This window comes from Mycolicibacter algericus DSM 45454, from assembly GCF_002086455.1.
Classification (GTDB): Bacteria; Actinomycetota; Actinomycetes; order Mycobacteriales; family Mycobacteriaceae; genus Mycobacterium; species Mycobacterium algericum.
The window spans coordinates 72,366-96,052 of record NZ_MVHC01000003.1 but is presented as its reverse complement, the minus strand read 5'-3'; the positions used below and the strand labels follow the sequence as shown (position 1 = coordinate 96,052).

General features: G+C 69.7%; 23 protein-coding genes. 13 read left to right on the top strand and 10 right to left on the bottom strand.

Annotation, left to right across the window (positions count from 1 at the left end; translation table 11 throughout):
* The first annotated feature begins 29 nt into the window (after positions 1–29).
* Entirely contained in the window at positions 30–434 is a 405-nt protein-coding gene (locus BST10_RS03990; RefSeq protein ID WP_083036457.1) for a rhodanese-like domain-containing protein, read from the top strand.
* The gene (locus BST10_RS03985; RefSeq protein ID WP_083036456.1) at positions 431–1,681 is read left to right on the top strand and encodes an O-succinylhomoserine sulfhydrylase; all 1,251 of its coding nucleotides are present in this window, start codon (positions 431–433) and stop codon (positions 1,679–1,681) included. The genes BST10_RS03990 and BST10_RS03985 overlap by 4 nt, the downstream gene beginning before the upstream one ends.
* A gap of 8 nt (positions 1,682–1,689) precedes the next feature.
* Here the strand turns inward: BST10_RS03985 and BST10_RS03980 are convergent, their stop codons facing one another.
* Together BST10_RS03980 and BST10_RS03975 are read right to left on the bottom strand one after the other, a co-directional pair.
* A complete protein-coding gene (locus BST10_RS03980; RefSeq protein WP_083036455.1) occupies positions 1,690–2,544 on the bottom strand; it encodes an SDR family oxidoreductase in 855 nt (284 codons plus the stop codon).
* A 71-nt stretch (positions 2,545–2,615) separates the two neighbouring features.
* Positions 2,616–3,377 carry an isocitrate lyase/PEP mutase family protein gene (locus BST10_RS03975; protein WP_083036454.1) on the bottom strand — a complete coding sequence of 254 codons (762 nt, stop codon included), beginning with the start codon at positions 3,375–3,377 and terminating at the stop codon, positions 2,616–2,618.
* A gap of 340 nt (positions 3,378–3,717) precedes the next feature.
* On the opposite strand from BST10_RS03975, the gene BST10_RS24115 reads away from it, so the two are divergent.
* Positions 3,718–5,169, top strand: a complete 1,452-nt coding sequence (locus tag BST10_RS24115) for a PGRS repeat-containing protein (RefSeq protein ID WP_109559388.1) — start codon at positions 3,718–3,720, stop codon at positions 5,167–5,169.
* A gap of 6 nt (positions 5,170–5,175) precedes the next feature.
* On the opposite strand, the gene BST10_RS03965 is transcribed toward BST10_RS24115, so the two are convergent.
* Positions 5,176–6,714, bottom strand: a complete 1,539-nt coding sequence (locus BST10_RS03965) for an acyl-CoA synthetase (protein ID WP_083036453.1) — start codon at positions 6,712–6,714, stop codon at positions 5,176–5,178.
* A gap of 400 nt (positions 6,715–7,114) precedes the next feature.
* On the opposite strand from BST10_RS03965, the gene BST10_RS03960 reads away from it, so the two are divergent.
* Together BST10_RS03960 and BST10_RS03955 are read left to right on the top strand one after the other, a co-directional pair.
* A complete protein-coding gene (locus BST10_RS03960) occupies positions 7,115–7,660 on the top strand; it encodes a hypothetical protein (RefSeq protein WP_235673682.1) in 546 nt (181 codons plus the stop codon).
* Between the two features lie 42 nt (positions 7,661–7,702).
* Positions 7,703–8,818 carry an alkaline phosphatase family protein gene (locus tag BST10_RS03955; protein WP_083036451.1) on the top strand — a complete coding sequence of 372 codons (1,116 nt, stop codon included), beginning with the start codon at positions 7,703–7,705 and terminating at the stop codon, positions 8,816–8,818.
* 54 nt (positions 8,819–8,872) lie between these two features.
* Here BST10_RS03955 and BST10_RS03950 read toward each other — a convergent pair whose 3' ends face one another.
* A complete protein-coding gene (locus BST10_RS03950) occupies positions 8,873–10,369 on the bottom strand; it encodes a potassium/proton antiporter (protein WP_083036450.1) in 1,497 nt (498 codons plus the stop codon).
* A gap of 156 nt (positions 10,370–10,525) precedes the next feature.
* On the opposite strand from BST10_RS03950, the gene BST10_RS03945 reads away from it, so the two are divergent.
* Together BST10_RS03945 and BST10_RS03940 are read left to right on the top strand one after the other, a co-directional pair.
* A complete protein-coding gene (locus tag BST10_RS03945; protein WP_083036449.1) occupies positions 10,526–11,206 on the top strand; it encodes a potassium channel family protein in 681 nt (226 codons plus the stop codon).
* Between the two features lie 26 nt (positions 11,207–11,232).
* A complete protein-coding gene (locus BST10_RS03940) occupies positions 11,233–12,147 on the top strand; it encodes an SAM-dependent methyltransferase (protein ID WP_083036448.1) in 915 nt (304 codons plus the stop codon).
* 168 nt (positions 12,148–12,315) lie between these two features.
* Here BST10_RS03940 and BST10_RS03935 read toward each other — a convergent pair whose 3' ends face one another.
* Positions 12,316–12,711, bottom strand: a complete 396-nt coding sequence (locus BST10_RS03935; protein WP_083036447.1) for a heme-binding protein — start codon at positions 12,709–12,711, stop codon at positions 12,316–12,318.
* Between the two features lie 219 nt (positions 12,712–12,930).
* Positions 12,931–13,674, bottom strand: a complete 744-nt coding sequence (locus BST10_RS03930) for an MBL fold metallo-hydrolase (protein WP_205277499.1) — start codon at positions 13,672–13,674, stop codon at positions 12,931–12,933.
* 56 nt (positions 13,675–13,730) lie between these two features.
* Between BST10_RS03930 and fgd the strand changes: the two genes are divergently transcribed.
* Positions 13,731–14,741, top strand: a complete 1,011-nt coding sequence (fgd, locus tag BST10_RS03925; RefSeq protein WP_013827322.1) for a glucose-6-phosphate dehydrogenase (coenzyme-F420) — start codon at positions 13,731–13,733, stop codon at positions 14,739–14,741.
* A gap of 118 nt (positions 14,742–14,859) precedes the next feature.
* Here fgd and BST10_RS03920 read toward each other — a convergent pair whose 3' ends face one another.
* The 3 genes from BST10_RS03920 to glnX are packed head-to-tail and all read right to left on the bottom strand — an operon-like array spanning position 14,860 to position 19,432.
* Positions 14,860–17,133 (bottom strand): serine/threonine-protein kinase PknG, encoded by a 2,274-nt coding sequence (locus tag BST10_RS03920; RefSeq protein ID WP_083036723.1) that lies wholly within the window; start codon positions 17,131–17,133, stop codon positions 14,860–14,862.
* Positions 17,133–18,113, bottom strand: coding sequence for a glutamate ABC transporter substrate-binding protein (locus BST10_RS03915; protein WP_083036445.1), 981 nt, complete (start codon positions 18,111–18,113; stop codon positions 17,133–17,135). The genes BST10_RS03920 and BST10_RS03915 overlap by 1 nt, the downstream gene beginning before the upstream one ends.
* Positions 18,113–19,432 (bottom strand): protein kinase G-activating protein GlnX, encoded by a 1,320-nt coding sequence (glnX, locus tag BST10_RS03910; protein ID WP_083036444.1) that lies wholly within the window; start codon positions 19,430–19,432, stop codon positions 18,113–18,115. Before glnX ends, BST10_RS03915 begins: the two co-directional genes overlap by 1 nt.
* A gap of 163 nt (positions 19,433–19,595) precedes the next feature.
* Here glnX and BST10_RS03905 point away from each other — a divergent pair, with 163 nt between their 5' ends.
* Positions 19,596–20,069, top strand: a complete 474-nt coding sequence (locus BST10_RS03905) for an NUDIX hydrolase (protein WP_013827326.1) — start codon at positions 19,596–19,598, stop codon at positions 20,067–20,069.
* 41 nt (positions 20,070–20,110) lie between these two features.
* Here the strand turns inward: BST10_RS03905 and thiE are convergent, their stop codons facing one another.
* Positions 20,111–20,788 carry a thiamine phosphate synthase gene (gene thiE, locus BST10_RS03900; protein WP_083036443.1) on the bottom strand — a complete coding sequence of 226 codons (678 nt, stop codon included), beginning with the start codon at positions 20,786–20,788 and terminating at the stop codon, positions 20,111–20,113.
* Between the two features lie 57 nt (positions 20,789–20,845).
* Here thiE and thiO point away from each other — a divergent pair, with 57 nt between their 5' ends.
* The 4 genes from thiO to BST10_RS03880 are packed head-to-tail and all read left to right on the top strand — an operon-like array spanning position 20,846 to position 23,614.
* Positions 20,846–21,856: a glycine oxidase ThiO gene (gene thiO, locus BST10_RS03895; RefSeq protein WP_083036442.1), complete on the top strand. Its 1,011-nt coding sequence runs from the start codon at positions 20,846–20,848 to the stop codon at positions 21,854–21,856.
* 48 nt (positions 21,857–21,904) lie between these two features.
* On the top strand, positions 21,905–22,102 hold the full coding sequence (thiS, locus tag BST10_RS03890) for a sulfur carrier protein ThiS (protein WP_083036441.1): 198 nt from the start codon (positions 21,905–21,907) through the stop codon (positions 22,100–22,102).
* Between the two features lie 49 nt (positions 22,103–22,151).
* The gene (gene thiG / locus BST10_RS03885) at positions 22,152–22,856 is read left to right on the top strand and encodes a thiazole synthase (RefSeq protein ID WP_235673758.1); all 705 of its coding nucleotides are present in this window, start codon (positions 22,152–22,154) and stop codon (positions 22,854–22,856) included.
* Positions 22,853–23,614, top strand: coding sequence for an SGNH/GDSL hydrolase family protein (locus BST10_RS03880; protein WP_083036439.1), 762 nt, complete (start codon positions 22,853–22,855; stop codon positions 23,612–23,614). The genes thiG and BST10_RS03880 overlap by 4 nt, the downstream gene beginning before the upstream one ends.
* The last annotated feature ends 73 nt before the right edge of the window (positions 23,615–23,687 follow it).

Genomic DNA, 23,687 nt, shown 5'->3' with positions numbered 1-23,687 from the left:
AGCCCGCCGCGGGTGCGACACTTCGGCAGGTGAGCTACGCAGGAGACATCACACCCGAGCAGGCCTGGGCGATGCTGCGCGACGACCCCACAGCGACGCTCGTCGACGTGCGCACCGACGCCGAATGGCGCTTCGTGGGTCTGCCGGATCTGGCCGGCCTGGGCCGCGAGGTGGTCTGCGTCGAATGGGTGCACTCCGACGGCAGCCCCAATCTGGACTTCGCTCAAGAGCTGACCGCCCGGGTACCGGCCGGGCCGGCGGTGTTTTTGTGCCGCTCCGGAAACCGCTCCATTCCCGCCGCCGAACTCGCGACCGCGGCCGGTATCGCCCCGTCCTACAACGTGCTGGACGGTTTCGAGGGCCACCTCGACGCGCAGTCCCACCGCGGCGGAACCGGTTGGCGCGCGGTGGGTCTGCCCTGGACGCAGTCGTGAGTGATTCGGGGCCCCGACACTCCGTGCGCGTTCCCAAGCCGTTGCCGGACGGTGTCAGTGCGGCCACCGTCGGGGTGCGCGGTGGCATCCTGCGCTCGCAGTTCGACGAGACCACCGAGGCACTGTTCCTCAGTTCCGGCTACATCTACGATTCCGCGGCCGCCGCCGAGCAGGCGTTCACCGGTGAGGTCGACCGGTTCGTCTACTCGCGGTACGGCAATCCGACCGTGTCGATGTTCGAGGAGCGGCTGCGGCTGATCGAGGGCGCCCCGGCGGCGTTCGCGACCGCCAGTGGCATGGCGGCGGTGTTCGTGGCGCTCGGTGCGCTGCTGGGCGCGGGCGACCGATTGGTGGCCGCGCGCAGCCTGTTCGGTTCGTGTTTCGTGGTCTGCAACGAGATCCTGCCCCGCTGGGGGGTCGAGACCGTCTTCGTCGACGGCGACGACATGGCGCAGTGGGAGCAGGCGCTGACCGACCCCGCCAAGCCCACTAAAGCGGTGTTCTTCGAGACGCCGTCCAACCCGATGCAGGCGCTGGTCGACATCGCCGCGGTCACCGAGCTGGCGCATGCTGCCGGCGCGAAAGTGGTGCTGGACAACGTGTTCGCCACCCCGCTGCTGCAGCAGGGCTTTCCGCTCGGAGTGGATGTGGTGGTGTACTCGGGCACCAAGCACCTCGACGGGCAGGGCAGGGTGCTCGGCGGGGCGATCCTGGGCGACCAGGAGTACATCGACGGTCCGGTGCAGAACCTGATGCGTCACACCGGCCCGGCGATCAGCGCGTTCAACGCCTGGTTGCTGTTGAAAGGTCTTGAAACACTGGCTGTTCGGGTCGACTACGCCAATGCTGCGGCGTTGCGGATCGCTGAGTACCTGGAACAGCACCGCGCGGTGCGCTGGGTGCGGTACCCGTTTCTGCCATCGCACCCGCAGTACGATCTGGCGCGCCGGCAGATGTCGGGCGGGGGAACCGTCATCACCTTCGAGCTCAGAACGCCGCGGGACGCCCCGGATGGCACGGCCAAACAGCGGGCGTTCGAGCTGTTGGACAAGCTGAGGCTGATCGACATCTCCAACAACCTCGGGGATGTGAAATCACTGATCACCCACCCGGCCACCACCACCCACCGAGCGATGGGGCCCGACGGGCGGGCCGCGATCGGGCTCGGTGACGGGGTGGTGCGGATCTCGGTGGGGTTGGAAGGCGTCGACGACCTGATCGCCGACCTGGATCAAGCGCTGGGATAGGTTTCCGGTCAGTCGTTTTCGATCACGCCGGTGGCGTGTTGGGCACGGTCCTCGTAGGCTCGCCGGGCCTCGGTGTCCAACTGCAGGAACACCGTGTTGTTGCCGGTTTTCTTGTTCAGCCAGCGGCGACCGCGATCCGGCAGCAGGGTCGCCAGGATCGCGGTGCGGCGCCCGAAGCTTGGCACCGACACCAGTGTCTTCGGCTTGTCGAGTACCTTGACCACCGCTGCCGCGACGTCTTGGGGCTCGACCGGCTTCTGCGCGGCCGACGGAGTGGTGCCCGAGATCAATTCGGTGTTGGTGAACGTCGGCAGCACCGCGCTCACCGCGACGCGCTGCGGGGCGAACTCGTCGGCCATCGCGGTGGTCAGGCCCACCACCGCAAATTTCGTTCCGGCGTAGAGCACTTGGCCGGGCACCGCCACGATCCCGGCCATCGAGGCGATGTTGATGATGTGGCCGCTTCGGCGTTTGACCATCTCCGGAAGCACCAGCTGGCAGCCGTTGAGCACGCCGTAGAAGTTGACCTCGGTGGCCGACCGGAAGGTCTCCGGCGTCTGCTCGAGGAAGGGGCCGACCGGCATCACGCCGGCATTGTTGATCAATACGTCGATGCGGCCGTCACCGTCGGCGCGGGCCTTGTCCAGGAACATCGAGAACGACTCGCGGTCGGTGACGTCGAGGGGGTGACCGGTGACCGGACTGCCGGCGCCGAGTTGCTTTACCGCCTCGTTGAGCGCATGGGTGTCGCGGTCGCCGATGACGACGCGGGCGCCGCGGCGCAGCAGGGCGGTGGCGGTCGCCAGCCCGATGCCACGGGCGGCGCCGGTGATGGCGATGGTCTTACCGCGGATGTTGTCCACACCGAGGAACTTAACAGGTGTCAAATTCTTCCGTCGCGGATCTCCCGATGTGGACCGCGGACCGGCGGGCCTCAGGCCCAGCGGCCGAGGATCTCGCCGGCGTGCTTACCCAGGCTGACCTGCAACAGCGGGCCGAAGCTGATTCGCCCGATGCCGAGCGGGCCGAACGAGGCCGGGTCGTCCTGGTCTGGTGCGGCGAGCGCGTTGACCGGCTTGGGCAGTCCGGCGGCCAGGGCGCGCAGGGTGTCCGCGTCGTGGCGGCCCACCGGGTAGAGCACGTCGGCACCTGCCTCGGCGCAGTCGGTGAGCCGGGCGATGGCACGGTCGATGCGATCGGCGTCGTCGCCGTCTTTGCGCAGGAACAGGTCGGTGCGGGCGTTGATCACGATGTGGGTGCCCACGGCATCGGCTGCTTGGCGCAGTGCGGCGACGTACTCGGCGTGCTCGGACGCCGAACGCAGCCGCTTGTCCTGGCTGTGCACCGAGTCCTCGATATTGGCCCCGACCACACCGGCGTCCAACAGCCCTTCGACCAGCCGCTGGGGGGACTCGCCGTAGCCGGATTCGATGTCGAGCGACACCGGCACGTCGACGGCCTCGGTGATCTGGCGGACCCTGCCCAGCACCTCGGCGAAGGACATGCCCTCGCCGTCGCTGCGGCCCATCGACTCGGCCACCGGCTTGCTGCCGACCGTCAAGGCGCTGAACCCGGCGTCCACGGCCAGCTTGGCCGACCACACATCCCACACGGTGGGCAGGACGACCGGATTGCCCGGCTGGTGCATCGCCAGGAACGCCGCCGCCCGCTGCCCAAGAACCTCGTGACTCGTCATTTCTCCAACTCTTCCATGTGGTATTTGCTGGCCGACTCTCGGGGCGTGTTTTGCGGCGAACCTTCCATCGATACGTGCCGACGGTCTGTCACCGCCCGCTCGAACTGTGGCATGAACTGTGAACTGCTGCATTGGTCTTCGGCTGAAGTCCGAATTTGTAGATTGAATTCCGTTGTAGCTCTTGGACTATGGGGTTTCGCCCGATCAGTGCATGGGTATAGGCTGGCTGAATTCCGGGCAGGGGGTATGGCAGTCCCGTGATTCACCAAAAGACCTGCAGTGTCGCAGGTCGTCGTTCACGCATGTGGTTTTCGATTCGCACGCAAAGAAAGTGGCACACATGACCGGTCAACGGCTCGCCCGCACGCTGGGCACGGGAGCGGCAGCAGCAGCGTTCATGGCGTTCACAGCCACTCCGTTGGGCGGTGCCCCCGCTGCGCAGGCTGACGAACTGGACTGGATCTTCGACCTGTTCAATCCGGCGGACTGGGCGGCGCCGGCCACCGATACCGCCGTCACCACCTACGACTGGGATGCGCTGATCGACGCCGACGCGGTGTCGGGCTCGGCGGACAGCGGTGCCTTCGACCTCGGCGGCCTATTCGGCAACTTCTCGATCGATGAGAGCACCTACGACATGATCCATACCTTCCAGCAGGGTTGGATCAACAGTGACTTCGGCCAGTTCGTCGACACCGCGATCAACACGCTTTCTGGCCAGTACCTGATCGGTAACGGTACCGACGGAATAGACGGCGGCTCGCTGGCTGAGGCTCAAGGCGGCGACGGCGGTCTGTGGTTCGGTGACGGCGGCGCCGGCGGTACCTCCGCCGAGGGCATCGGTGGCGACGGCGGCGACGCGGGCCTCAGCGGCAACGGTGGCACGGGCGGGGCCGGAGCCGACGGCGGCATCGGTGGTGACGGTGGTGCAGGCGGCACGCTGATGGGCACCGGCGGAGCCGGTGGCACCGGAGGTACCGGCCTGGACGGCGATCTCGGTGGTGATGGCGGCGCCGGTGGTGTCGGCTTGGGCACCATGTTCGGCGAGGGCGGCGTCGGTGGCACCGGCGGCGCCGGCGGCGTGGGGGTCGCGAACGGCACCGGAGGTGACGTCACCGCAGGTAACGGCGGCTCCGGTGGCGTGGGGGGCAGGGGCTCGGACATCGGCGGTAACGGCGGCGTCGGCGGTGCCGGCGGCGAGGCCACCTCCAACGGTTCGGACGGCACCGCGGTCGGCGGCGATGGCGGTGACGGCGGAGACGGCGGGATCGGCGGCCAGACCATGGGCGACGGCGGCGTCGGTGGGGCCGGCGGGGACGCCACGGCCAACGGCTCCGGCGGTAACACCGTCGGCGGTGACGCCGGCGACGGCGGCGACGGTACCGGCACGCCGGCCGGGGCGGTCGGGCCGGTCGGTGGTGACGGCGGTGCCGGTGGAGTCGGTGGCTACGCGCTGTCGCACGGTGAGGGCGGGACCGCGACCGGTGGCACCGGTGGCACCGGGGGAACCGGCGGTGAGGGCGGTACCGGCAACAATGGCGGGGCCGGCGGAGACGGTGGTGACGGGGGCGGCGCCCGGACCACGGGCACCGACGGTCACCCGACCGGCGGCGACGGCGGCGACGGCGGCACCGGTGGGGCCGGCGGCATCGGCGGGCAGGGCGGACCCGGTGGCGACCCCGGTGAGCCCGGGGCGACCAGCGCCAACGGCGGCAGCACCGGGACGCCCGGTTCGCCCGGTCAGCCCGGAGAGCCGGGTCCGGACGGCCCGCCGCCGAACAACCAGGACTGACGGCTCTCAGTCGTTCTGCTGATCCGAGATCACCGCGCGCAGCTGGTATTTCACAACCTTGCCGGACTGGGTGCGGGGTAGGGCGTCGACGAACTCCAGCCGAATGGGCAGTTTGAACGCCGCCAGCTTGTCGCGGGCGAATGCGCGCAGCTCATCCAGCGCCAACGTCGCACCCGGGCGTAGCGCCACCACGGCGGTCACCGCCTCGCCCCACTTCTCGTGCGGAGTGCCCAGCACGGCGACCTCGGCCACGGCCGGATGCCCGTAGAGCACATCTTCGACCTCGGCCGGGTAGACGTTCTCGCCGCCGGAGATCACCATGTCCTTCACCCGGTCGATCACCCAGATGTAGCCCTCGTCATCGGCCTGGCCGATGTCGCCGGTGTGAAACCACCCCTGCGCGTCGATCACCGCGGCGGTGGCTTCGGGATTGCGCCAGTAGCCGGCCATCACCTGCGGGCCGCGCACGCAGATCTCGCCGCGGGTGCCGGCCGGCACCGGGACGTTGTTGGCGTCGACCAGGCGCACATCCGACAATGGCAACACCTGATTGCCCGCGGCGCCGATCTTCACGCCGACCTCGTCGGTGCGCAGCACCAGCGCCAGCGGCGCCGTCTCGGTCAGTCCGTAGCCCTGCGCGAACGGGATGTCCCGCTCGCCGTAGCGGTGAATCAGCGCCTCGGGCACCGGGGCGCCGCCGCAGACGAAGTACCGCACGCTGGACAGGTCGGCCGCGGCGAACTGCGGTAGCTGGGCCATGAACAGGAACATCGCCGGTACCCCGAACATGGTGGTGACCCGGTGCTCGGCGATGAGCTTCAGCGCTTCGGCCGGATCGAAGGCCGGCATCAGCACGATCCGGCCTCCCTTTTGCAGGGTCAACAGGGTGGTGACGTTGAGTCCGCCGATGTGAAACAACGGTGCGCAGACCAGCGACACATCTTGTTGGCTGGTGTCGAACGACAACAGCGCATTGATGTTGTTCCAGAACAGGTTTGCGTGGGTGAGCATGGCGCCCTTGGGCCGCCCGGTGGTGCCCGAGGTGTACATGATCACCGCGATGTCGTCGGGCTCGGGGAACACCGGGTCGGCCAGCGGTGCACGGCCGGCGAGCAGTGCGTCGGCAACCTCCCAGCCCGGCACCGCGGTCAGCGCGATCGCGCGTCGCAGACCCGACTCGGCGCGTATCGGGTCGATCACCGTGGCGCGCTCGGCGTCGGCCAGCAGCGTGTGCACTCCCGCGTCGCCCAGGATGTAGCGGAGTTCGTCGGCGGTGAGCCGCCAGTTCAGCGGTACGAATGCGGCGCCGATCCGGGCGGCGGCGAACAGCGTGACCAGAAAGTCGGGGTGGTTGAGGCCCACATAACCGACCCGATCGCCGCGGCGCATGCCGCCGGCCACCAGTTCGGCTGCCAGACGGTCGATACGGTCCGCGAAGTCCCCATAGGTCCAAGTGTTTTCGCCGAAAGTGATCGCCGGCAGCCGCGGCGTTGCCGCCGCCCGCCTAGCGATCCAGGAGCCGAGGTCGATCGCAGCTGTGGTCACCGGGTGAACGCTAGCTGCGCAGACGTGCGCCGGGGCACGATTCGGCCGGGCCGACGTCCTGGCGCACGGTCGCGGCAATTAACGCTCGGGCTGATTTTTTATGTCGGCCGGCGCCGGCACTTCAGTAAAAGGTGAGAACGGTGAGCGCTTTTATGTGGGTAACGGAATTATTCCCGTTGATTTTAACTGTGAACCATTGTGACGACCGTCTCCATTGCCCTTATCACCTGGGAAAACGCGGGTCGATGTGCGGGCGGTGGCGTGCCGGGTGACGGTAGGTGAACGGCCATTGAACATTGTTATTCCGCGGACTTTTCGGCTCGCGCATTTGGACTTTGAAGCGCTAGGTTCATCCTCGCCGCGCTGACCATTGCCCGGCAGCTGAGGAAGGGCTTCGCAGATGAGCGGTCGCCGGGGTGGCGGTTCGGGTCGAGGGGTAGTCGCGGCGGTGTTGGCGTTGAGTTGCTGCCTGCTGGCCGCGCCGGCCGCGCATGCCGACTTCGACGACCTGCTCGACACCCTGCTCGGCGCCGGTGTCGACGTGGACCCGGGCGCTCTGCCGGCAGATTCGGCCGATATCGGCGACCTCGGTGTCCTGCAGGACCCGCTGAGCCAGCTCGACCAGTTGTTCCACGACTCGCCGAGCTCCGCCGACGGCACTCCCGAGGAGCCCGCCGAGCCGGCCCCCGAAGCGCCGAACGACGACCCGTCCGACTCGACCGCGGGTGGCGAACACAGCAGCGAGAGCGGCGGTTCCAACAACCTGCCGAGCCTGCCGAAGTTCGGCATGCCCGGCAGCGGCTCCGGCGGCAGCGGTGGCGGCCCCGGCGGCGGCAGCGGCGGCGGACCTGGCGGTTCCAGCCCGGGCGCCGCGAAGACCAAGGCCAACACCAGCGGCAGCAACGGCACCGGCGGCGCGCCGGTGACGCCGGCCCCACAGCCGTAAGCCGGGCGCCGGCGGCAGCCGGGCAACTGGCAGGCTGGCCGCGTGCCCGGTTCGATCTGCGACATCCTGCCGTCGGTGGCGGCCGCGCTCGGGGCGCCGGGCGCAACCGATCAGCTCGGCCTGCGCGAACAAATCGGCGAGGTGCGGCGCGTGGCGGTGGTGTTGGTCGACGGGCTGGGCTACCACCTGTTGCCGCAGCTGGCGCAAGACGCCCCGTTGCTGGCCTCGGTACTGGCCGGCACCACCGGGCAGCTGACCGAGCTGGCCTGCACGTTCCCCTCCACCACGCCGACCAGCCTGGTGTCGTTGGGAACCGGTGCGCCGCCGGGAGAACACGGGGTGCTGGGCTTCACGCTCAACGTCCCCGGCACCGACCGGGTGCTCACCCACATCTTCTGGCGAGACGACCCCCCGCCGGCGACCTGGCAGCCGGTGCCGACCTGGTTCGAGCGACTCCGCGACGCCGGCATCGCCGCCCGGGCGGTGCTGCCGGAGATGTTCATCGGCAGCGGGCTCACCGAGGCCGCCTACCGGGGCGCGGAGTTTCGCCCGACCGCCAAAGGCGAGCACTACGCCGCCCGGGTCGCCGCGGAACTGGTGGCGGCGCCCGGCCTGGTCTACGGCTACACCGCGGCGCTCGATCATGCCGCGCACGTCTCGGGCATCGGCTCGCCGCACTGGCAAACCGCGGCCGCCAAGGTCGACGCTCTGCTGCGGCATCTGGTCGAGCAGCTACCGGGTGATGCCGCGCTGGTGGTCACCGCCGATCACGGCGGGCTCAACGTGCCCCACCCCGCCCGGATCGACCTGGATGCCGATCCGCGGCTGCGCGCGGGTATTCGGGTGGTCGCCGGCGAGCCGCGGGTGCGCTACCTGCATACCGAGGCCGGCGCGACCGCGGACGTGCTGGCGGCCTGGACTGAACTGCTGGCCGGGCGGGCCGTGGTTCAAACCCGCGAGCAGGCCGTGGCCGCCGGCCTGTTCGGACCGGTGCGCGAAGAACATCTGGCGCGCATCGGCGACGTCGTCGTCACCTGCACCGGCGACACCGCGATCCTGGCGACCGAGCACGAGCCACCGCAGACGGCGCAACTGGTGGGCTTCCACGGCGGTCTGACCCCGGTGGAGACCGCGATCCCGCTGATCACTCTGCGTTGAGGGTGCCGGGCACTCGCACTTCTGCGCCCTGGATGCAGAGCCAACGGGAGCGGGCTACTCCGAGTCGCCGTACTCGTCGAACCAGTGCGCAAGTTTGCCGCGCCGGCTGACCGCGCGCAGCCGGCGTTCGGCCGACAAGCGGGTCTTGGTGGTGGTGACGATGAGCAGTTCGTCTCCGACGGTGATCCGGGTGTCGGGCTGCGGGACGAAGGTTTCGCCCTTGCGGATGATCAGCGTGATGACGCTCGGGTCGGGCAGCCGCAACTCGAGCACCGAGACGTTGTGCAGCCTCGATTCCGGCTGCACCGTCATCGTCAACAGCTCGGCCTCCAGGACGTCCAGTGGTGCCGCCTCCACCTGGATCTCGCGGGTGGCGTCCCGCGAGATCAGCCCCAGCCAATGCGCGAACAGTCCCAGACTCGGTCCCTGGACCACGGTGTACACCACCACCAGGATGAACACGATGTTGAGCAGTCGGTAGCTGTCCGGCACGCCCTCGACGATCGGGAACGTCGCGAGCACGATCGGAACCGCGCCGCGCAGGCCCGCCCAGGACAGGAAGATCTGTTCGCGCCACGGCACCTTGAACCAGATCAGCGATGCCACCACCGACAGCGGCCGGCTCAGCAACAGCAGCACCGCGCCGATCAGCAGCGCCGGGACCAGTTCCCCGGGCAGCTGGCTGGGGCTCACCAACAGGCCGAGCAACACGAACAGACCGATCTGCGCCAGCCAGCCCAGCCCCTCGGCGAACGAGCGGATGGCCGCGCGGTGCGGCAGGCCGGAGTTCGCCAGCACCACCCCGGCCAGGTAGGCGGCGATGAACCCGCTGCCGTGCACCCAAGCGGCCGCCGCGAACGCCACCATGCCCAGCCCGAACGTCGCCAACGGGTACAGGCCGGATGCCGGAAGGGCGGCACGACGCAGCGTCATCGCCCCGAGCAGCCCGGCAACCAAGCCGATCGCCGACCCCACCGCCAACTCGAAGACGACATCGACGATGGCGTGCACCGGGGCGATCGTCAGCGGTGTGGTGCTCAGCATCAGCACCACGATCGCCGCGGGTGCGTCGTTGAAGCCGGACTCGGCCTCCAGCAGACCGGCCACCCGCCGCGGCAGCGGCAACACGCGCAGGATGGAGAAAACTGCGGCCGCGTCGGTGGGTGAGACGATCGCGCCCAGCAGTAAGGCCAGCTGCCAGCTGATGCCCAGCAGCAGGTGCGCGGCCACCGCGATCACCGCCATGCTGACCACCACACCCACGGTGGCCAGCACCGCCGCCGGCGCGAGCAGCTTGCGGATGTTGGCGAACTTGGTCGTCAAACCACCTTCGACCAGGATCACCGCCAGCGCGGTGGTGCCCAGGTCGCTGGCCAGTTGTACGTCGGAGAAGTCCAGTCCCAGCCCGTCGTTGCCGATCGCCACCCCGACGAACAGGAACAGCAGCAGGCTGGGCAGGCCCACCCGGTCCGCGGCCCGGGTCGCGATGATGCTGGCGAGCAGAACCAGGCCCCCGATCAGCAGGGCCAGGTAGAGCTGCTCCAGGGTCATCTGATTCCCATTCGAACCGGCGGTGGTGGCCGAACCCGCTCGTGTGATTCGCTCAAGGACAGCGGGTTCGTGTTATCTGTCAGTAAATCAGTACTGCCGTCACGACTGTGGTACACCCGGAACAGCCGGGAGCGATGCGGGATGAGGTGAGCGATCATGCGGGTCGGGATCGCCGGTGCCGGCGCTGTCGGGCGGTCGGTGGCGCGGGAACTGATCGGCGACGGCCACCGGGTGCTGCTCATCGAGCGCAACCCGGCGCACTACGAACCCCATTCCGTCCCCGGAGCCGAGTGGCTGCTGGCCGACGCCTGCGAGTTGTCGGCGCTGCAGGAATGTGGCATCGAGATCTGTGATGTGGTGATCGCCGCCACCGGCGACGACAAGGCGAACCTGGCCACCGCGCTGCTGGCCAAGGCCGAGTTCGGGGTGGCCCGGGTGGTGGCCCGGGTCAACAACGCGCGCAACGAGCGGTTGTTCACCGAGGAGTGGGGCATCGACGTGGCGGTCTCCACACCCCGCGCGATGGTCGCCGCGGTGGAAGGCGCCATCGATGTCGGCCACCTGGTGCCGTTGATGGGCTTGCGGCGCGGTCAGGCCAGCCTGACCAAATTGACACTGCCCGAAGACAATCCGCTGATCGGCCGACAAATCTGCGATATCGCGCTGCCCGAGGGCGCGGCCTTGCTCGCGGTGCTGCGCGGCGACTCGGTCATCCTGCCGCGGGCCGCCGAAGCGCTGCGGGCCGGCGACGAGATGCTGTTCGCGTCGGTCAGCGGGATGGATGATCAGGTCCGGGCGGTCGTGCATGGGGTGCCGGCCGGCAGAAGAACGCTTTGACCGCCGTGCCGCCGCGGTGGACAGCCGTGAACACGCCAGCTGCTTCCGGGGATGACGCGGCCAGCCTGGCCGCCGGTGCCGGCGTCATCGCCACGGTGCTGGCCGCGGCGCGGGCCGCGGCGACGTCGCGCGAATTGATCAACGACCCGTTCGCCGCGCCGTTGGTGCACAAGGTCGGCCTGGAGTTCTGCATCCGGGTGGCCGACGGTGATCTGGACATCAGTCGGCTCGGCAGGGACGGCGGATTTCCGCGGCTGGCGGAGTTCTCCGCGGCGCGCACCAACTTCTTCGACGCGTTCGTCACCGACGCCGCGCGCGGCGGGATCCGCCAGGCCGTGATCCTGGGGTCGGGACTGGACACCCGCGCCTACCGGTTGTGGTGGCCGGCCGAGACCACCGTCTACGAGGTGGACCATCCCGCGGTGGTCGACTTCAAGGCCACCACCATGCGCGACTGGGGCTGCGTGCCCAGCGTCAACCGTCGCGCGGTCGGTGTCGATCTGCGCAGTGACTGGCCGGCCGCGCTGCGGCGAGTGGGTTTCGACGCCGCAGCGCCTACCGCGTGGGTCATCGAGGGTCTGCTGGTCTGGTATGTGCCGTCGGATGCCCAGAATCGGCTGCTCGACGGTGTCACCGCGCTCAGCGCCCCGGGTAGCCGGCTCGCCGCCGACCATGCGGTGCCGCCGAGTCGACCGCAGGCGGTGCATCATGAGTCGCTCGTGGAGCGTTGGCGGCGGCGCGGCCTGAGTTTGAGCGGGCCCGGACCGTTCTATTCCGGAGAGCACACCGACGTGGTGCGACACCTGAAGGAAAGCGGCTGGGCAACGGTTGAATCCGGGATCGCCGACCTGTTCTCCGTGGCGCGGCTGCCACGGCTGACCGACCGCGAGCTCGACGGCGCCCCGGCCGTGATCCGTTATGTCGCCGCCACCCGTTCCTAGCCGTCGCCCTCGAGAATTCACACAGCGCTGGATAGCAGCGCGTCCAACACCGAATAATGTTGGCTGCCAGTGTTGTTCGGGACGACGGGCCGGGGCCCCGGCGGGACTCGAGGGCTCACCCTCGGCCGCACCGGGGCCCCGGTTGCACCGTCAGTGTCGCGGCCGGTGTTATCCGGCCATGAATTCGGCGTAGGCCGAAGCCAATTCGGGCGGAAGCACCGTCGTCTGGCACTGCCGTTGCTTCTCACCGATCGGTGCCAGGATGCCACGCAGCTCGTAGTACTCCTGCGGGTTGGCGGTGAAATAGCTGCGCACGTCCGCCGCAGCCTGCGGCCGCGGTGCGCTGATCGCCTGGTTCACCACCGCATTGGCGCCGGGGTGAGTGCTCAGGTACTGCCGAGCCGAACCGGTGACCGAGTCGACGGTGCTCGTCACCGCCGCGTGACTGCAGTCCGGTGCCGCTGCGGCCGACGGTGCGGCGATCAGCGTGGCCGCAGTGGCGCCCAGCACTCCGGCGCCGAGGCCGAGTCGCCGAATCATGGTGACGCCGAGGGGTTTCGACATGGATGTTTCCTTCCGGGTGAATGAAATGCAATTCCCGTCCGGAGCCCAAGGTACGCGCGGGTGTGGGCAGCACCGTGTGTGCTGGAGCACACCCGAATACGCGCTGCGCCAATCGGTTCAGCACCCGCCGGTCAATTTCCGGTAAGCGCGCCGCAGATGCGGGACTAGTCGGTAAGGGCGCTCTTAAACTCCGGGATCAACGCTTATCGGATCGTGACCTTAAGGTTTGCTCGCACGGTCGATTGCGGCCTCGGCGGCCTCCCGGATCGGGCCCCGCCACACGTCGCCGTGACCGGGCGCCAGCACCTCGGTCTCCAGCAACGCCAGTGCCGACAAACTGCGGATGCAGTCCTGCTGGCTGTGGCTGAACAGTGCCGGCAGCAGCTGTGGCCCGGTGTGCGCCAGCACCGGGTGGCCGGTGATCAGCGCGTCCCCGCTGGCCAGCACACCGTCGACCAGATAGGAGCAGTGGCCACGGGTGTGGCCCGGTGTGGGGATGGCGGCCGGCTGGCCGGGCAGGCCGGCGGCGATCTCCCCGGTCAGCGGCTGCGCGGACGGGATGCCCTCGCGGTTCAGGCCACCGTTGCGCAGCACGTGCAGGCTCCACCGTGCCCAACTCGGCCGCCACAGCTGCGGGGCCACCGCCAGCGGCGAGGCCTGCTCCAGATACGCCCGCTTGGCGTGTCCCACTTCGTCGGCGTGGCAGTAGACCGGCGTTCCGTAGGTCTTGGCGAGCCAGATTGCCGCACCGAAGTGGTCGACGTGGGCATGGGTGAGCAGGACCGCGCGCACGTCGGCCGCGTGGTAGCCGAGGGCGCCCAGCGACGCCAGCACGTCGGTGCGGTCGCCGGGATAACCGGCATCGATGAGCAGTACGCCGGTCTCGTCGGTCACCAACAGCCAGTTGACCGCCTCACCACGGGCCAAGTAGACCCGCTCGGTCACCGGAACCACCTCGACCAGCCTCGCACCCATGCCCGTGAGTCTAGGAAGATCGCGGGAGAGTAGAAAAGGTGGACATGGTGGAACTGAAACTCGGATACAAGGCATCGGCGGAGCAGTTTGGACCGCGGGAACTGGTGGAACTCGGCGTGGCCGCCGAGTCTCACGGCATGGACAGCGCCACGGTCAGCGACCACTTCCAACCCTGGCGTCACGAAGGCGGGCACGCCCCGTTCTCGCTGGCCTGGATGACCGCGGTCGGCGAGCGCACCAAGAAGCTCCAGCTGGGCACCTCCGTGCTCACCCCGACGTTCCGGTACAACCCGGCCGTCATCGCGCAGGCCTTCGCCACGATGAGCTGCCTGTATCCCCAGCGGGTCTTCTTGGGGGTGGGCACCGGCGAGGCGTTGAACGAGATCGCCACCGGCTTCATCGGTGAGTGGCCGGCGTTCAAGGAGCGGTTCGCCCGGTTGCGCGAGTCGGTGCGGCTGATGCGCGAGCTGTGGCGGGGCGACCGGGTCGATTTCGACGGCGACTACTACACCCTCAAGGGAGCGTCGATCTACGACGTGCCCGACGGCGGTGTGCCGGTCTACATCGCGGCGGGCGGGCCGACGGTGGCCAAATACGCCGGACGGGCCGGCGACGGCTTCATCTGCACCTCCGGCAAGGGCGAAGAGCTCTACACCGAGAAGCTGATGCCGGCGGTGCGCGAAGGTGCGGCGGCCGCCGAGCGAGACGTCGACGGGATCGACAAGATGATCGAGATCAAGATCTCCTACGACCCGGACCCTGAGTTGGCGCTGAACAACACCCGGTTCTGGGCGCCGCTGTCGCTGACCCCCGAACAGAAGCACTCGATCGACGACCCGATCGAGATGGAGAAGGCCGCCGATGCGCTGCCGATCGAACAGATCGCCAAGCGCTGGATCGTCGCCTCGGATCCCGACGAGGCGGTGGAGCAGGTCGGCCAGTACGTGACGTGGGGCCTGAACCACCTGGTGTTCCACGCCCCCGGACACGACCAGCGGCGTTTCCTGGAGCTGTTCAAGACCGACCTGGAGCCGCGGCTGCGTCGGTTGGCCTGATCGCCCGGCGACCCTGCGGTTCTATGCCGAGTGTGCGGATTGGCACGCGACACGCCGAGACCGGCGTACCAAACCGCACACTCGACGGTCGCACCGGCCGGCGGAAGGGCGGCCGGGGTCAGAAGGTGCTCATCGGCCGCACCGCGTTGGCCATGTCGACCAGCGCGTAGCGGTGCGCCTGCGTCGGCGCCAGCCGGGCCAGGGCGCGCAGCGCCATCTCCACACCCAGCCGGAGCCCGTGTTCGGTGAACGGGAACCCGAGAATGTGGTTCGTGCTCGCCTCGTGCTCGGTCAGCCAGTCCATCGCCGCGCCCAGCACCAGCGCCCGGATCTGCAGCACCCGCGGCTCGGTGTCCGGCAATGCCTCCACGCGGCGGGCGGCGTCGCGGATCTGGGCCTCGGTGATCTCGTTCTTCGACGGCCCGGACAGCAGCGTCACCGCGCTGGTCAAGCGCGCCGTGGTGAAATGCCTTGAGGTGGCCGAGACTTCGTCGAGTGTCCGAACCGCTGCGGTGCGGTCACCCTCGACCGAAAGCGCGCGGGCCAGGCCGAAGGCGGCCGAGATCACGCTGTCGTCGGTGCGCCACACGCTCTCGTAGAACGCGCGTTCGTCCGCGGTGCCGGCCAGCTCGGCGGTGGCGGCCAGCGCCATCTTGGGCGCCAGCTCGCCGGGGAACATGTCGAGCACCTCGGTGAAATCCTTGCGCGCGGCTTCGTAGTCACCGGTGAGCAGCTGGGCCACGCCGCGGAACCACACCAGCCGCCACCGCCAGCCGACCTGCTCGGCAAGGTCGTCGAGCTTGCTGGTCGCCTTGGTGACGTTGCCCAGATCCAGCAGCGCGCGCACCTCCATCAGCGGCAGTCCGATGGACTCCGACAGGTCGATGCCCTCCGATTCCAGCGCGCTGTTGCGCACCGCACGCAGCGAATCCAGCGTCTGCACCGGTTCGCTCAGCTCCATCGACGTCAGCAGCGGCGCGGCGACGTCGCCGGGGTCGATGAGCGGCACCTGCAAGGCGGTGATGATCTCGCGGGCGGTCAGGTTCTGCGAGTGCACATGCCCGTCGAGGTAGACGTCGGTGTGCGCGACCAGCAGGTGCTCGCCGAACGTGGACCGCGACCTGGTGAAGACCGACGACAACCCGGGCCGGGGTATCCCGGTGTCCCTGGCGACCACCTCACGCAGCACGCCCATCAGCTGCGAGGACATCTCCTCCGCGGAGGTGAACCGCCGGCGCGGATCCGGGTCGATGGCACGGCGCAGCAGCCGGTGGTAGGAGTCGTACTTGGCCAGGACCGGGTCGTCGTCGGGTAGGCCGTCGACGTAACGGCCCTCCCGGGTGCGCAGCTTCAGCGTCAGCGCCGCCAGGGTGCGGCCCACGGTGTAGATGTCGGTGGCCACGGTCGGTCCGGTCCGGACGATGTCCGGTGCCTGGTAGCCGGGGGTGCCATAGAGGTATCCGAACGAGTTGATGCGCGACACCGCGCCGAGGTCGATCAGCTTGAGCTGCTCGGCGGTCAGCACGATGTTCTCCGGCTTGAGGTCGTTGTAGACCAGGCCCAGCGAATGCAGATATCCCAACGCCGGAAGGATCTCCAGCATGTAGGCGATGGCCTGGGCCACCGGCAGCCGGCTGTCGCGCCGCTGCTTGAGTGACTGGCCGCCGACGTACTCCATCACGATGTAGCCGACCGGATCGCCGTGCGAATCCGGGTGCTGGACGAAGTTGAAGATCTTCACGATCGACGGGTGGGTCACCTCGGCGAGGAACTGGCGCTCGGCCATCGCGATGGCCTGCGCCTCGGCGTCGCCGGAATGCACCAGGCCCTTGAGCACCACCGGGCGCTCGTTGACGTTGTGATCGACCGCCAGGTAGACCCAGCCCAGGCCGCCGTGCGCCACACAGCCTTTGATCTCGTACTGCCCGGCCACCATGTCTCCGGGTTTGAGTTGCGGCAGAAAGGAATACGGGCTCCCGCAATGCGGGCACCAGCCTTCGGAGGCGCCCTTGACGTCGCCGGTGGACCGGCCCACCGGCCGACCGCAGTTCCAGCAGAAGCGCTTGGCCTCGGCCACCACCGGGTCGGGCATCAGCGCCTCGAGGGGGTTGATCTCGGGAACCCGGGGGATCTCCACCAGGCCGCCGCCGAGCCGCCGCCGCGGCGCCACGGTACGCACCACCGCCGCGACGCGGGAGTCGTCGTCGGCCGAGATCGCCGCGTTCGAACCCTCGCGGGGGCGGAAGATCGCCTGGGTGGACATCGGCCGGCGCACCGACGACGATTCGGCCAGCACGTCGGCCCGCTGGGTGGCCGGGCCGTTATCGTCGAAGTCGTCGAACTCGGCGGCCGAGTGCTCGTCGGCGCCGCGGTCCGAATCGTCGCTTGCCATCAGTCCGAGTACCTCGGTGTAGGCGGCAGCGGTGCCGGTCCCAGCACCGTCAACCACTTGCGGTACAACGTGTTCCAGGTGCCGTCGCGGCGGATGCGTTCCAGGGTGCCGTTGACGAAGCGGACCAGCCCGGTGTTGTCCAGGTTGATCCCGATGCCGTAGGGCTCCTCGTCCATGCTCGGCCCGACGATGTGCAGATAGGGGTCCTGCGACATCAAACCCGCCAGGATCGAGTCGTCGGTGCTGACCGCGTCGACCTGACGCTGCTGCAGCGCGACCAGGCAGTCGGCCCAGTTGACCACCGAGACGATGATCGGCGCCGGGCTGATCTGCCGGATGCGGCGCAACGAGGTGGTGCCCTGCGCGACGCAGACCCGCCTGCCGGACAGATCGCCGGCCTGGCGGATCGAGGAGTCGCGCGGCACCAGCAGCCGCTGATTGGCGACGAGGTAGACCGTCGAGAAGTTCACCAGCTTCCGGCGCCCGCAGGTGATGCTCATGGTCTTGACAACGATATCGACTTCGGACTTCTGCAGCGCCTCAATGCGTTCGGCGGAGGCCAGGATTCGGTACTCGACCTGCGACGGGGTGCCGAAGATGTCGCGCGCCACCTCGCCGGCGATGTCGACGTCGAAGCCGGTGATCTCGCCGGTGATCGGATCGCGGAAGCTGAACAGGTTGCTGCCGATGTCCAGCCCGACGATCAGCCGGCCCCGGTGGCGGATCTTGGCCACTGCGGCGTCGGCTTCGGCCTTGCTGCGGAACGGGTGCAGGCTGGCGGTGGCGTCGCAGTTCTCGGCCGGCTCGGGCTGCCGCGGCGGCTCGGGCGGCAACTCCTGCATGCCGGCCGGAGTGGGCGGCGGCAGTGTCGGCACCGCGGTCGGCATCACGAACTCGGTGCGGCCGCACCCGGTCAACCCCGACAGCACCAGTATCGCGCTCAGTGCGCACACGATCAGTCGGGGCCTGCGCCGGCTCATCATTTGTACTCGTTCAGTCGAGGCCACAGGCCGAGCGCGACGGCGATCGCCGCCCCCAGGCTGAGCACCGCGCCCCCGACCGGGGCCACCGACAGCACCCGGCGGGCGTTGAGGACGTCGTTGCGCAACTGGTTGCGGCTGTGCTGCAGTGCCTTGTCCAGCGCCGCGTCGAGCTGGTCGAACGCCGGAGTGGAGTCATCGCCGCTGCCGCCCAGCGCCACCTGGGTGGCGGCCCGGTAGTTGCCGACGCCGATGTAGGAGTTCATCCGGTCGTTGGCCTGCCGCCATCGGGCCAGCAGCTGCCCGGCGTTGGCCAAGTCGGCCTTGTCGACGGCGTCACCGCGGTCCAGGTAGCCCTCCAGCTGCTGTTGCATCGTGTCGATGCGCTGGTAGAAGGTCTGCTTGCGCGCTTCCTCGTCGCCGCGGCGGATCAGCGACAGGGTCTCATCGGCGCGCGCCTGCTGCGCGGTGATCGCCAGGTTGGTGATCGCCTTGAGGGACTCGGCGCCGGTGTCCTTGGCGTTGCGGCTGCCCGCGGTGGAGATCACCAGGACGGTGCCGACCCAGATCACCATCAGCAGGATCGCCATCCCGCCCGCGACCAGGCCCGGGTTGATCCGGCGCCGGGTGTGCCGTGCCAGCCAGCGGTGCGCGAACGCGCCGAACAGCACGGTGGCCGCCACCACCAGGATCACCGGGGCGGGCACCCGGGTCGACGCGGTGGTCTGGCTGTCCACCGTCGCCGAGGTGGCCTGGTAGAGCCGCTGGGCGTCGGGCAGGATCGTGTGCTGCATCAGCTCGGAGGCTTCCGACAGGTAGGACGAACCGACCGGATCGCCCGACCGGTTGTTGGTCCGGGCCGTCTCGATCAGACCGGTGTAGACGGCCAGTCCGTCATTGATCCGCCCCAGCAGCTGCAGCAGCGGCTCGTCGCTCAGGCCCCCGGACGCCCGGGTCACCGCCACCGCGGCATCGGTGATGGCGTGTTCGTAGCGCTCCCGGACGGCTCGCGGCTCGCCCTGGGCGATGAACGCGGTGGCCGCCGCCGCATCGGCGACCGACAGCGTGATGTAGAGCCGTCCCGCCGCGTAGGCCAGCGGCTCGGTGTGGTCGAGCACCGTGGTCAGGGTGTTCTGCCGGTTGTTGATCGTGGTGGCCGTGGCGAAGGCGCTGATGCCGCCGAGGGTGGCCAAGATGATGCCGATGGCCAGGATCCGCCCCGGGGTGGTGGTGAAGAACCACCAGCGGGGCCGGGCCGATTCGATCGGCGACCGTAACCCCGCCGGCTCCGTTGACGGATGCGCCAACTCAACGGTCACGTCTATTCAGGCTCCATCCTGCGGTTGTTCGCGCCCCCAACGATAATAAAGGGATTCTAAGAGCGCAGCCGTCAGCCGTGCCGACCTGCGCGGTGGTTGTTGCCGAATTGGTCGCGCGATCTCACTACAACCGAGACATTGCTCGCCCGATACGCTTCCAGTCGTGCGTGGTGACGGCGATGGCTGGGCGTTTTCCGACACCGGCGTCCGCTTCTGGGGCCGGCACGGCGCGGCGGGCCTGCTGGTGCGCGCACCGCGGCCCGACGGGACCCGCACCGTGCTGCTGCAGCATCGCGCCTGGTGGAGTCATCAGGGCGGCACGTGGGCGTTGCCCGGCGGCGCCCGCGACAGTCACGAGACCGCCGAGGAGGCCGCGATCCGCGAAGCCCAGGAGGAGGCCGGGCTGCCCGCCGACCGCATCGTCGTGCGCGCGGCCGTGGTCACCGCGTCGGCCAGCGGCACCACCTGGACGTACACCACCGTGCTCGCCGACGCCGACGAACTGCTCCCGGTAGTGCCCAATCGGGAGAGCACCGAGTTGCGCTGGGTGGCCGAACACGAGGTGGCCGCCTTGCCGTTGCACCCGGGATTCGCCGCCAGCTGGCAGTCGCTGCGCGGGTTGCACCTACCGGGCTGAGCCCAGCGTGCGCACACCCGATGGGCAGCCACGTCACCCCGCTAGGCCCCGGTAAGCGCCGCAAGCAGCGCCGAGGCAGCCGCCTGCGGATCATCCGCGGCGGTGATCGCCCGCACCACCACCACCCGGCCGGCGCCGGCCGCCACCACCTGCGGCAGCCGCTCGGCATCGATCCCGCCGATGGCGAACCATGGCTTGTCGGCGCGCTGGTCCACGGCGAACCTCAGCAGCTCCAGACCCGGAGCGGGGCGCCCGGGTTTGGTGGGGGTGGGCCAGCACGGCCCGACGCAGAAGTAGTCGACCGGTTCGGTCAGCGCCGCTCTGACCTGCTGGCCGTCGTGGGTGGACCGGCCGATCAGCACGTCGGGCCCGACGATCTCACGCGCGATCGGCAGCGGCAGATCGTTCTGGCCCAGGTGCAGCACGTCGGCCTCGGCGGCACGGGCGATGTCGGCGCGGTCGTTGACCGCCAGCAGCGCACCGTGTCGGCGGGCGGCGGCGGACAGGATCTCCAACGCCGCCAACTCGTCGCGGGCCTCCAGCGGACCGAACTGCTGCTCGCCGGGCGAACCCTTGTCGCGCAGCTGGATGACATCCACCCCGCCGGCCAGTGCGGCCTCGGCGAATTCGGCCAGGTCCCCCTGTTCCCGGCGGGCGTCGGTGCACAGGTAGAGCCGGGCGTCGACGAGGCGGGTCAGCCGATCTGAGCGTTCGTGCATCCCTCGACGCTAGCGGCTAGCTTGGGGTGTTGACACCGAGGCGGAAGGGAGCAGCACATGCCCGGACCCTCGCTCGGGTCGCTGGCCGTGATCGGCGGCGGTGTCATCGGTCTGTCGGTGGCCAGGCAGGCCGCCCGCGCCGGGTGGTCGGTGCGGGTGCATCGCACCGCGGACCCGGGCGCCTCCTGGGTGGCCGGCGGAATGTTGGCCCCGCACAGTGAGGGCTGGCCGGGGGAGGACCGGCAGCTGCGGCTGGGGCTGCGCTCACTGGAGTTGTGGCACGACTTCCTCGTTCGGCTGCCGGCCGAGGTCGTCACCGCGCGCGAATCGCTGGTGGTGGCCGCCGACCGCGCCGATGTCGCCGACCTGCGCACCGTCGCCGACTGGCTGACCGCACAGGGGCACCCGGTGATCTGGGAATCGGCCGCGCGTGAGGTCGAACCGCTGTTGGCCGCCGGTATCCGGCACGGCTTCCGGGCGCCCACCGAGCTGGCGGTCGACAATCGCGCGGTGGTCACCGCTTTGATCACCGCCTGCGAGGAACTCGAGGTGGCGTGGGCGGGACCGGTGCACGATCTCGCCGAGGTGGCGGCCGACGCGGTGGTGATCGCCAACGGCATCGACGCCCCGGCGCTGTGGCCCGGCCTGGCGATCCGGCCGGTCAAGGGCGAGGTGCTGCGGCTGCGGTGGCGCAAAGGCTGTTTGCCGGTGCCGCAGCGGGTCATTCGGGCCCGGGTGCACGGCCGGCAGGTCTATCTGGTGCCGCGCCCCGACGGCGTGGTGGTGGGAGCCACCCAGTACGAGCACGGCCGGGACACCGCCCCGGTGGTCTCCGGGGTGCGCGACCTGCTCGACGACGCCTGCGCCCTGGTGCCGGCGCTGGGGGAGTACGAGCTGGCGGAATGCGGAGCCGGTCTGCGGCCGATGACACCGGACAACCTGCCGCTGGTACACCGGCTCGACGAACGGACTTATGTCGCCGCCGGCCACGGCCGCAACGGTTTTCTGTTGGCACCATGGACCGCCGAACAGGTTGTGTCCGAACTACTTCCGGTTGGAGTGCAATGATCATCCGCGACGCGACGATGCAGAGGAAGCGATGAGGAGGAGTGGCGCATGATCATCAACGTCAACGAGAAACAGGTCGAAGTGGCCGAGGCGACTACGGTCGCGGCGCTGCTGGCTTCGATGGGCTACCCGGACCGCGGTATCGCGGTGGCGGTGGACCAGGCAGTGCTGCCGCGGTCCCGGTGGGCCACCGCGCTGCGCGACGGCGCCCGACTCGAGGTGGTGACGGCGGTGCAAGGTGGTTGATGCCGCGAAGCTGACCATCGCCGGGCGCGAGTTCAGCTCCCGGCTCATCATGGGAACCGGTGGGGCGCAGAGCCTGACCGCACTCGAAGAGGCGCTGGTGGCATCCGGCACCGAGCTGACCACGGTCGCGATGCGCCGCGTCGATGCCGAGGGCGGCACCGGCATGCTGGATCTGCTCAGCCGGCTGGGCATCACGCCGCTGCCCAACACTGCCGGTTGCCGCAGCGCCGCCGAGGCGGTGCTGACCGCGCAGTTGGCCCGCGAGGCGCTGGGCACCGAGTGGGTCAAGCTGGAGGTGATCGGCGACGAGCGCACGCTGCTGCCTGACGCAGTCGAATTGGTCCGCGCCGCAGAGCAATTGGTGGACGACGGGTTCGTCGTGCTGCCGTACACCAACGATGACCCGGTGCTGGCCCGCCGTCTCGAGGACGCCGGGTGCGCCGCGGTGATGCCGCTGGGATCGCCGATCGGTACCGGGCTGGGTGTCGCCAACCCGCACAGCATCGAGATGATCGTGGCCGGCGCCGGTGTGCCGGTGGTGCTGGACGCCGGTATCGGCACCGCCAGCGATGCCGCGCTGGCCATGGAGCTGGGCTGTGACGCGGTGCTGCTGGCCACCGCGGTCACCCGGGCCGCCGATCCGGTGGCGATGGCCGCGGCGATGGCGGGTGCCGTCACCGCCGGCTATCTGGCCCGCCGAGCCGGCCGCATCCCCAAGCGGTTCTGGGCGCAGGCGTCGTCGCCGGACCTGTGACTCGCTATGTCGCCGTGGGCAGTTCGATGGCGGCCGGCCCGGGAATCCGGCCCGTGGTCCCCGGCGCCCCACGGGCGGCCGGGCGATCGGTGCGCAACTACCCGCACCTGGTCGCGCACGCACTGAGCCTCGACCTGGTCGATGTCACGTTCTCCGGCGCGACGACGGCCAACCTGTTGACCGAACGCCAGCGCGGGGCGCCACCGCAGCTCGACGCGCTCGACGGCTCGGAGACCCTGGTGACCATCACGATCGGCGGCAACGATGTCGGCTACGTGCCGCTGCTGATGGCCGCGGCGTTGCTGCCCCGGGCCGCCCGACTCCTGACGCCGGTCGGCACCCTCTTCGACCAGCGCGAGCGCCAGCGGGCGCTGGACGGCGTCGAATCCTCGCTGCAGGCGGTCGGAGCGGCGGTGCGGAGCCGGGCGCCGCGGGCGCGGGTGCTGTTCGTCGACTACCTGACCTTGCTGCCACCGGCCGGCTTACGGGCGGGGCGGCTGCCCGAACACGTCGTCGAGCTGGCCCGCCACGTCGCAGCCGAACTGGAGCGGCACACCGCCGACGCCGCGGCCGCGACCGGCTGCGAGATCGTGCGTGCCGGGAAGGCCAGTCGCGAACATCACCCGTGGTCGGCGCAGCCGTGGACGGTGGGGGCGCGGCTGCCGCTGCCGTGGCGGCCATGGCCGTTTCACCCCAATGCCGCGGGCATGGCCGCGGTCGCCGAGCTGGTGGTCGCGCGCTGGGCCGAGGCACGGTGAGGCTAGACGGCCCTTGTGCGGTGCTCCCGCCTTCGCCGGGAGCACTCGGCACCCGTCCGGCGGGCCGCCCGAA

Coding starts and splice junctions, on each gene's coding strand:
- BST10_RS03975 (WP_083036454.1), bottom strand. CDS start 3,377: ATGACGAGTCACGAGGTTCTTGGGCAGCGGGCGGCGGCGTTCCTGGCG.
- BST10_RS24115 (WP_109559388.1), top strand. CDS start 3,718: ATGACCGGTCAACGGCTCGCCCGCACGCTGGGCACGGGAGCGGCAGCA.
- BST10_RS03960 (WP_235673682.1), top strand. CDS start 7,115: ATGAGCGGTCGCCGGGGTGGCGGTTCGGGTCGAGGGGTAGTCGCGGCG.
- BST10_RS03950 (WP_083036450.1), bottom strand. CDS start 10,369: ATGACCCTGGAGCAGCTCTACCTGGCCCTGCTGATCGGGGGCCTGGTT.
- BST10_RS03945 (WP_083036449.1), top strand. CDS start 10,526: ATGCGGGTCGGGATCGCCGGTGCCGGCGCTGTCGGGCGGTCGGTGGCG.
- BST10_RS03935 (WP_083036447.1), bottom strand. CDS start 12,711: ATGTCGAAACCCCTCGGCGTCACCATGATTCGGCGACTCGGCCTCGGC.
- fgd (WP_013827322.1), top strand. CDS start 13,731: ATGGTGGAACTGAAACTCGGATACAAGGCATCGGCGGAGCAGTTTGGA.
- BST10_RS03920 (WP_083036723.1), bottom strand. CDS start 17,133: ATGGCAAGCGACGATTCGGACCGCGGCGCCGACGAGCACTCGGCCGCC.
- BST10_RS03915 (WP_083036445.1), bottom strand. CDS start 18,113: ATGAGCCGGCGCAGGCCCCGACTGATCGTGTGCGCACTGAGCGCGATA.
- thiE (WP_083036443.1), bottom strand. CDS start 20,788: ATGCACGAACGCTCAGATCGGCTGACCCGCCTCGTCGACGCCCGGCTC.
- thiO (WP_083036442.1), top strand. CDS start 20,846: ATGCCCGGACCCTCGCTCGGGTCGCTGGCCGTGATCGGCGGCGGTGTC.
- thiS (WP_083036441.1), top strand. CDS start 21,905: ATGATCATCAACGTCAACGAGAAACAGGTCGAAGTGGCCGAGGCGACT.
- thiG (WP_235673758.1), top strand. CDS start 22,152: ATGGGAACCGGTGGGGCGCAGAGCCTGACCGCACTCGAAGAGGCGCTG.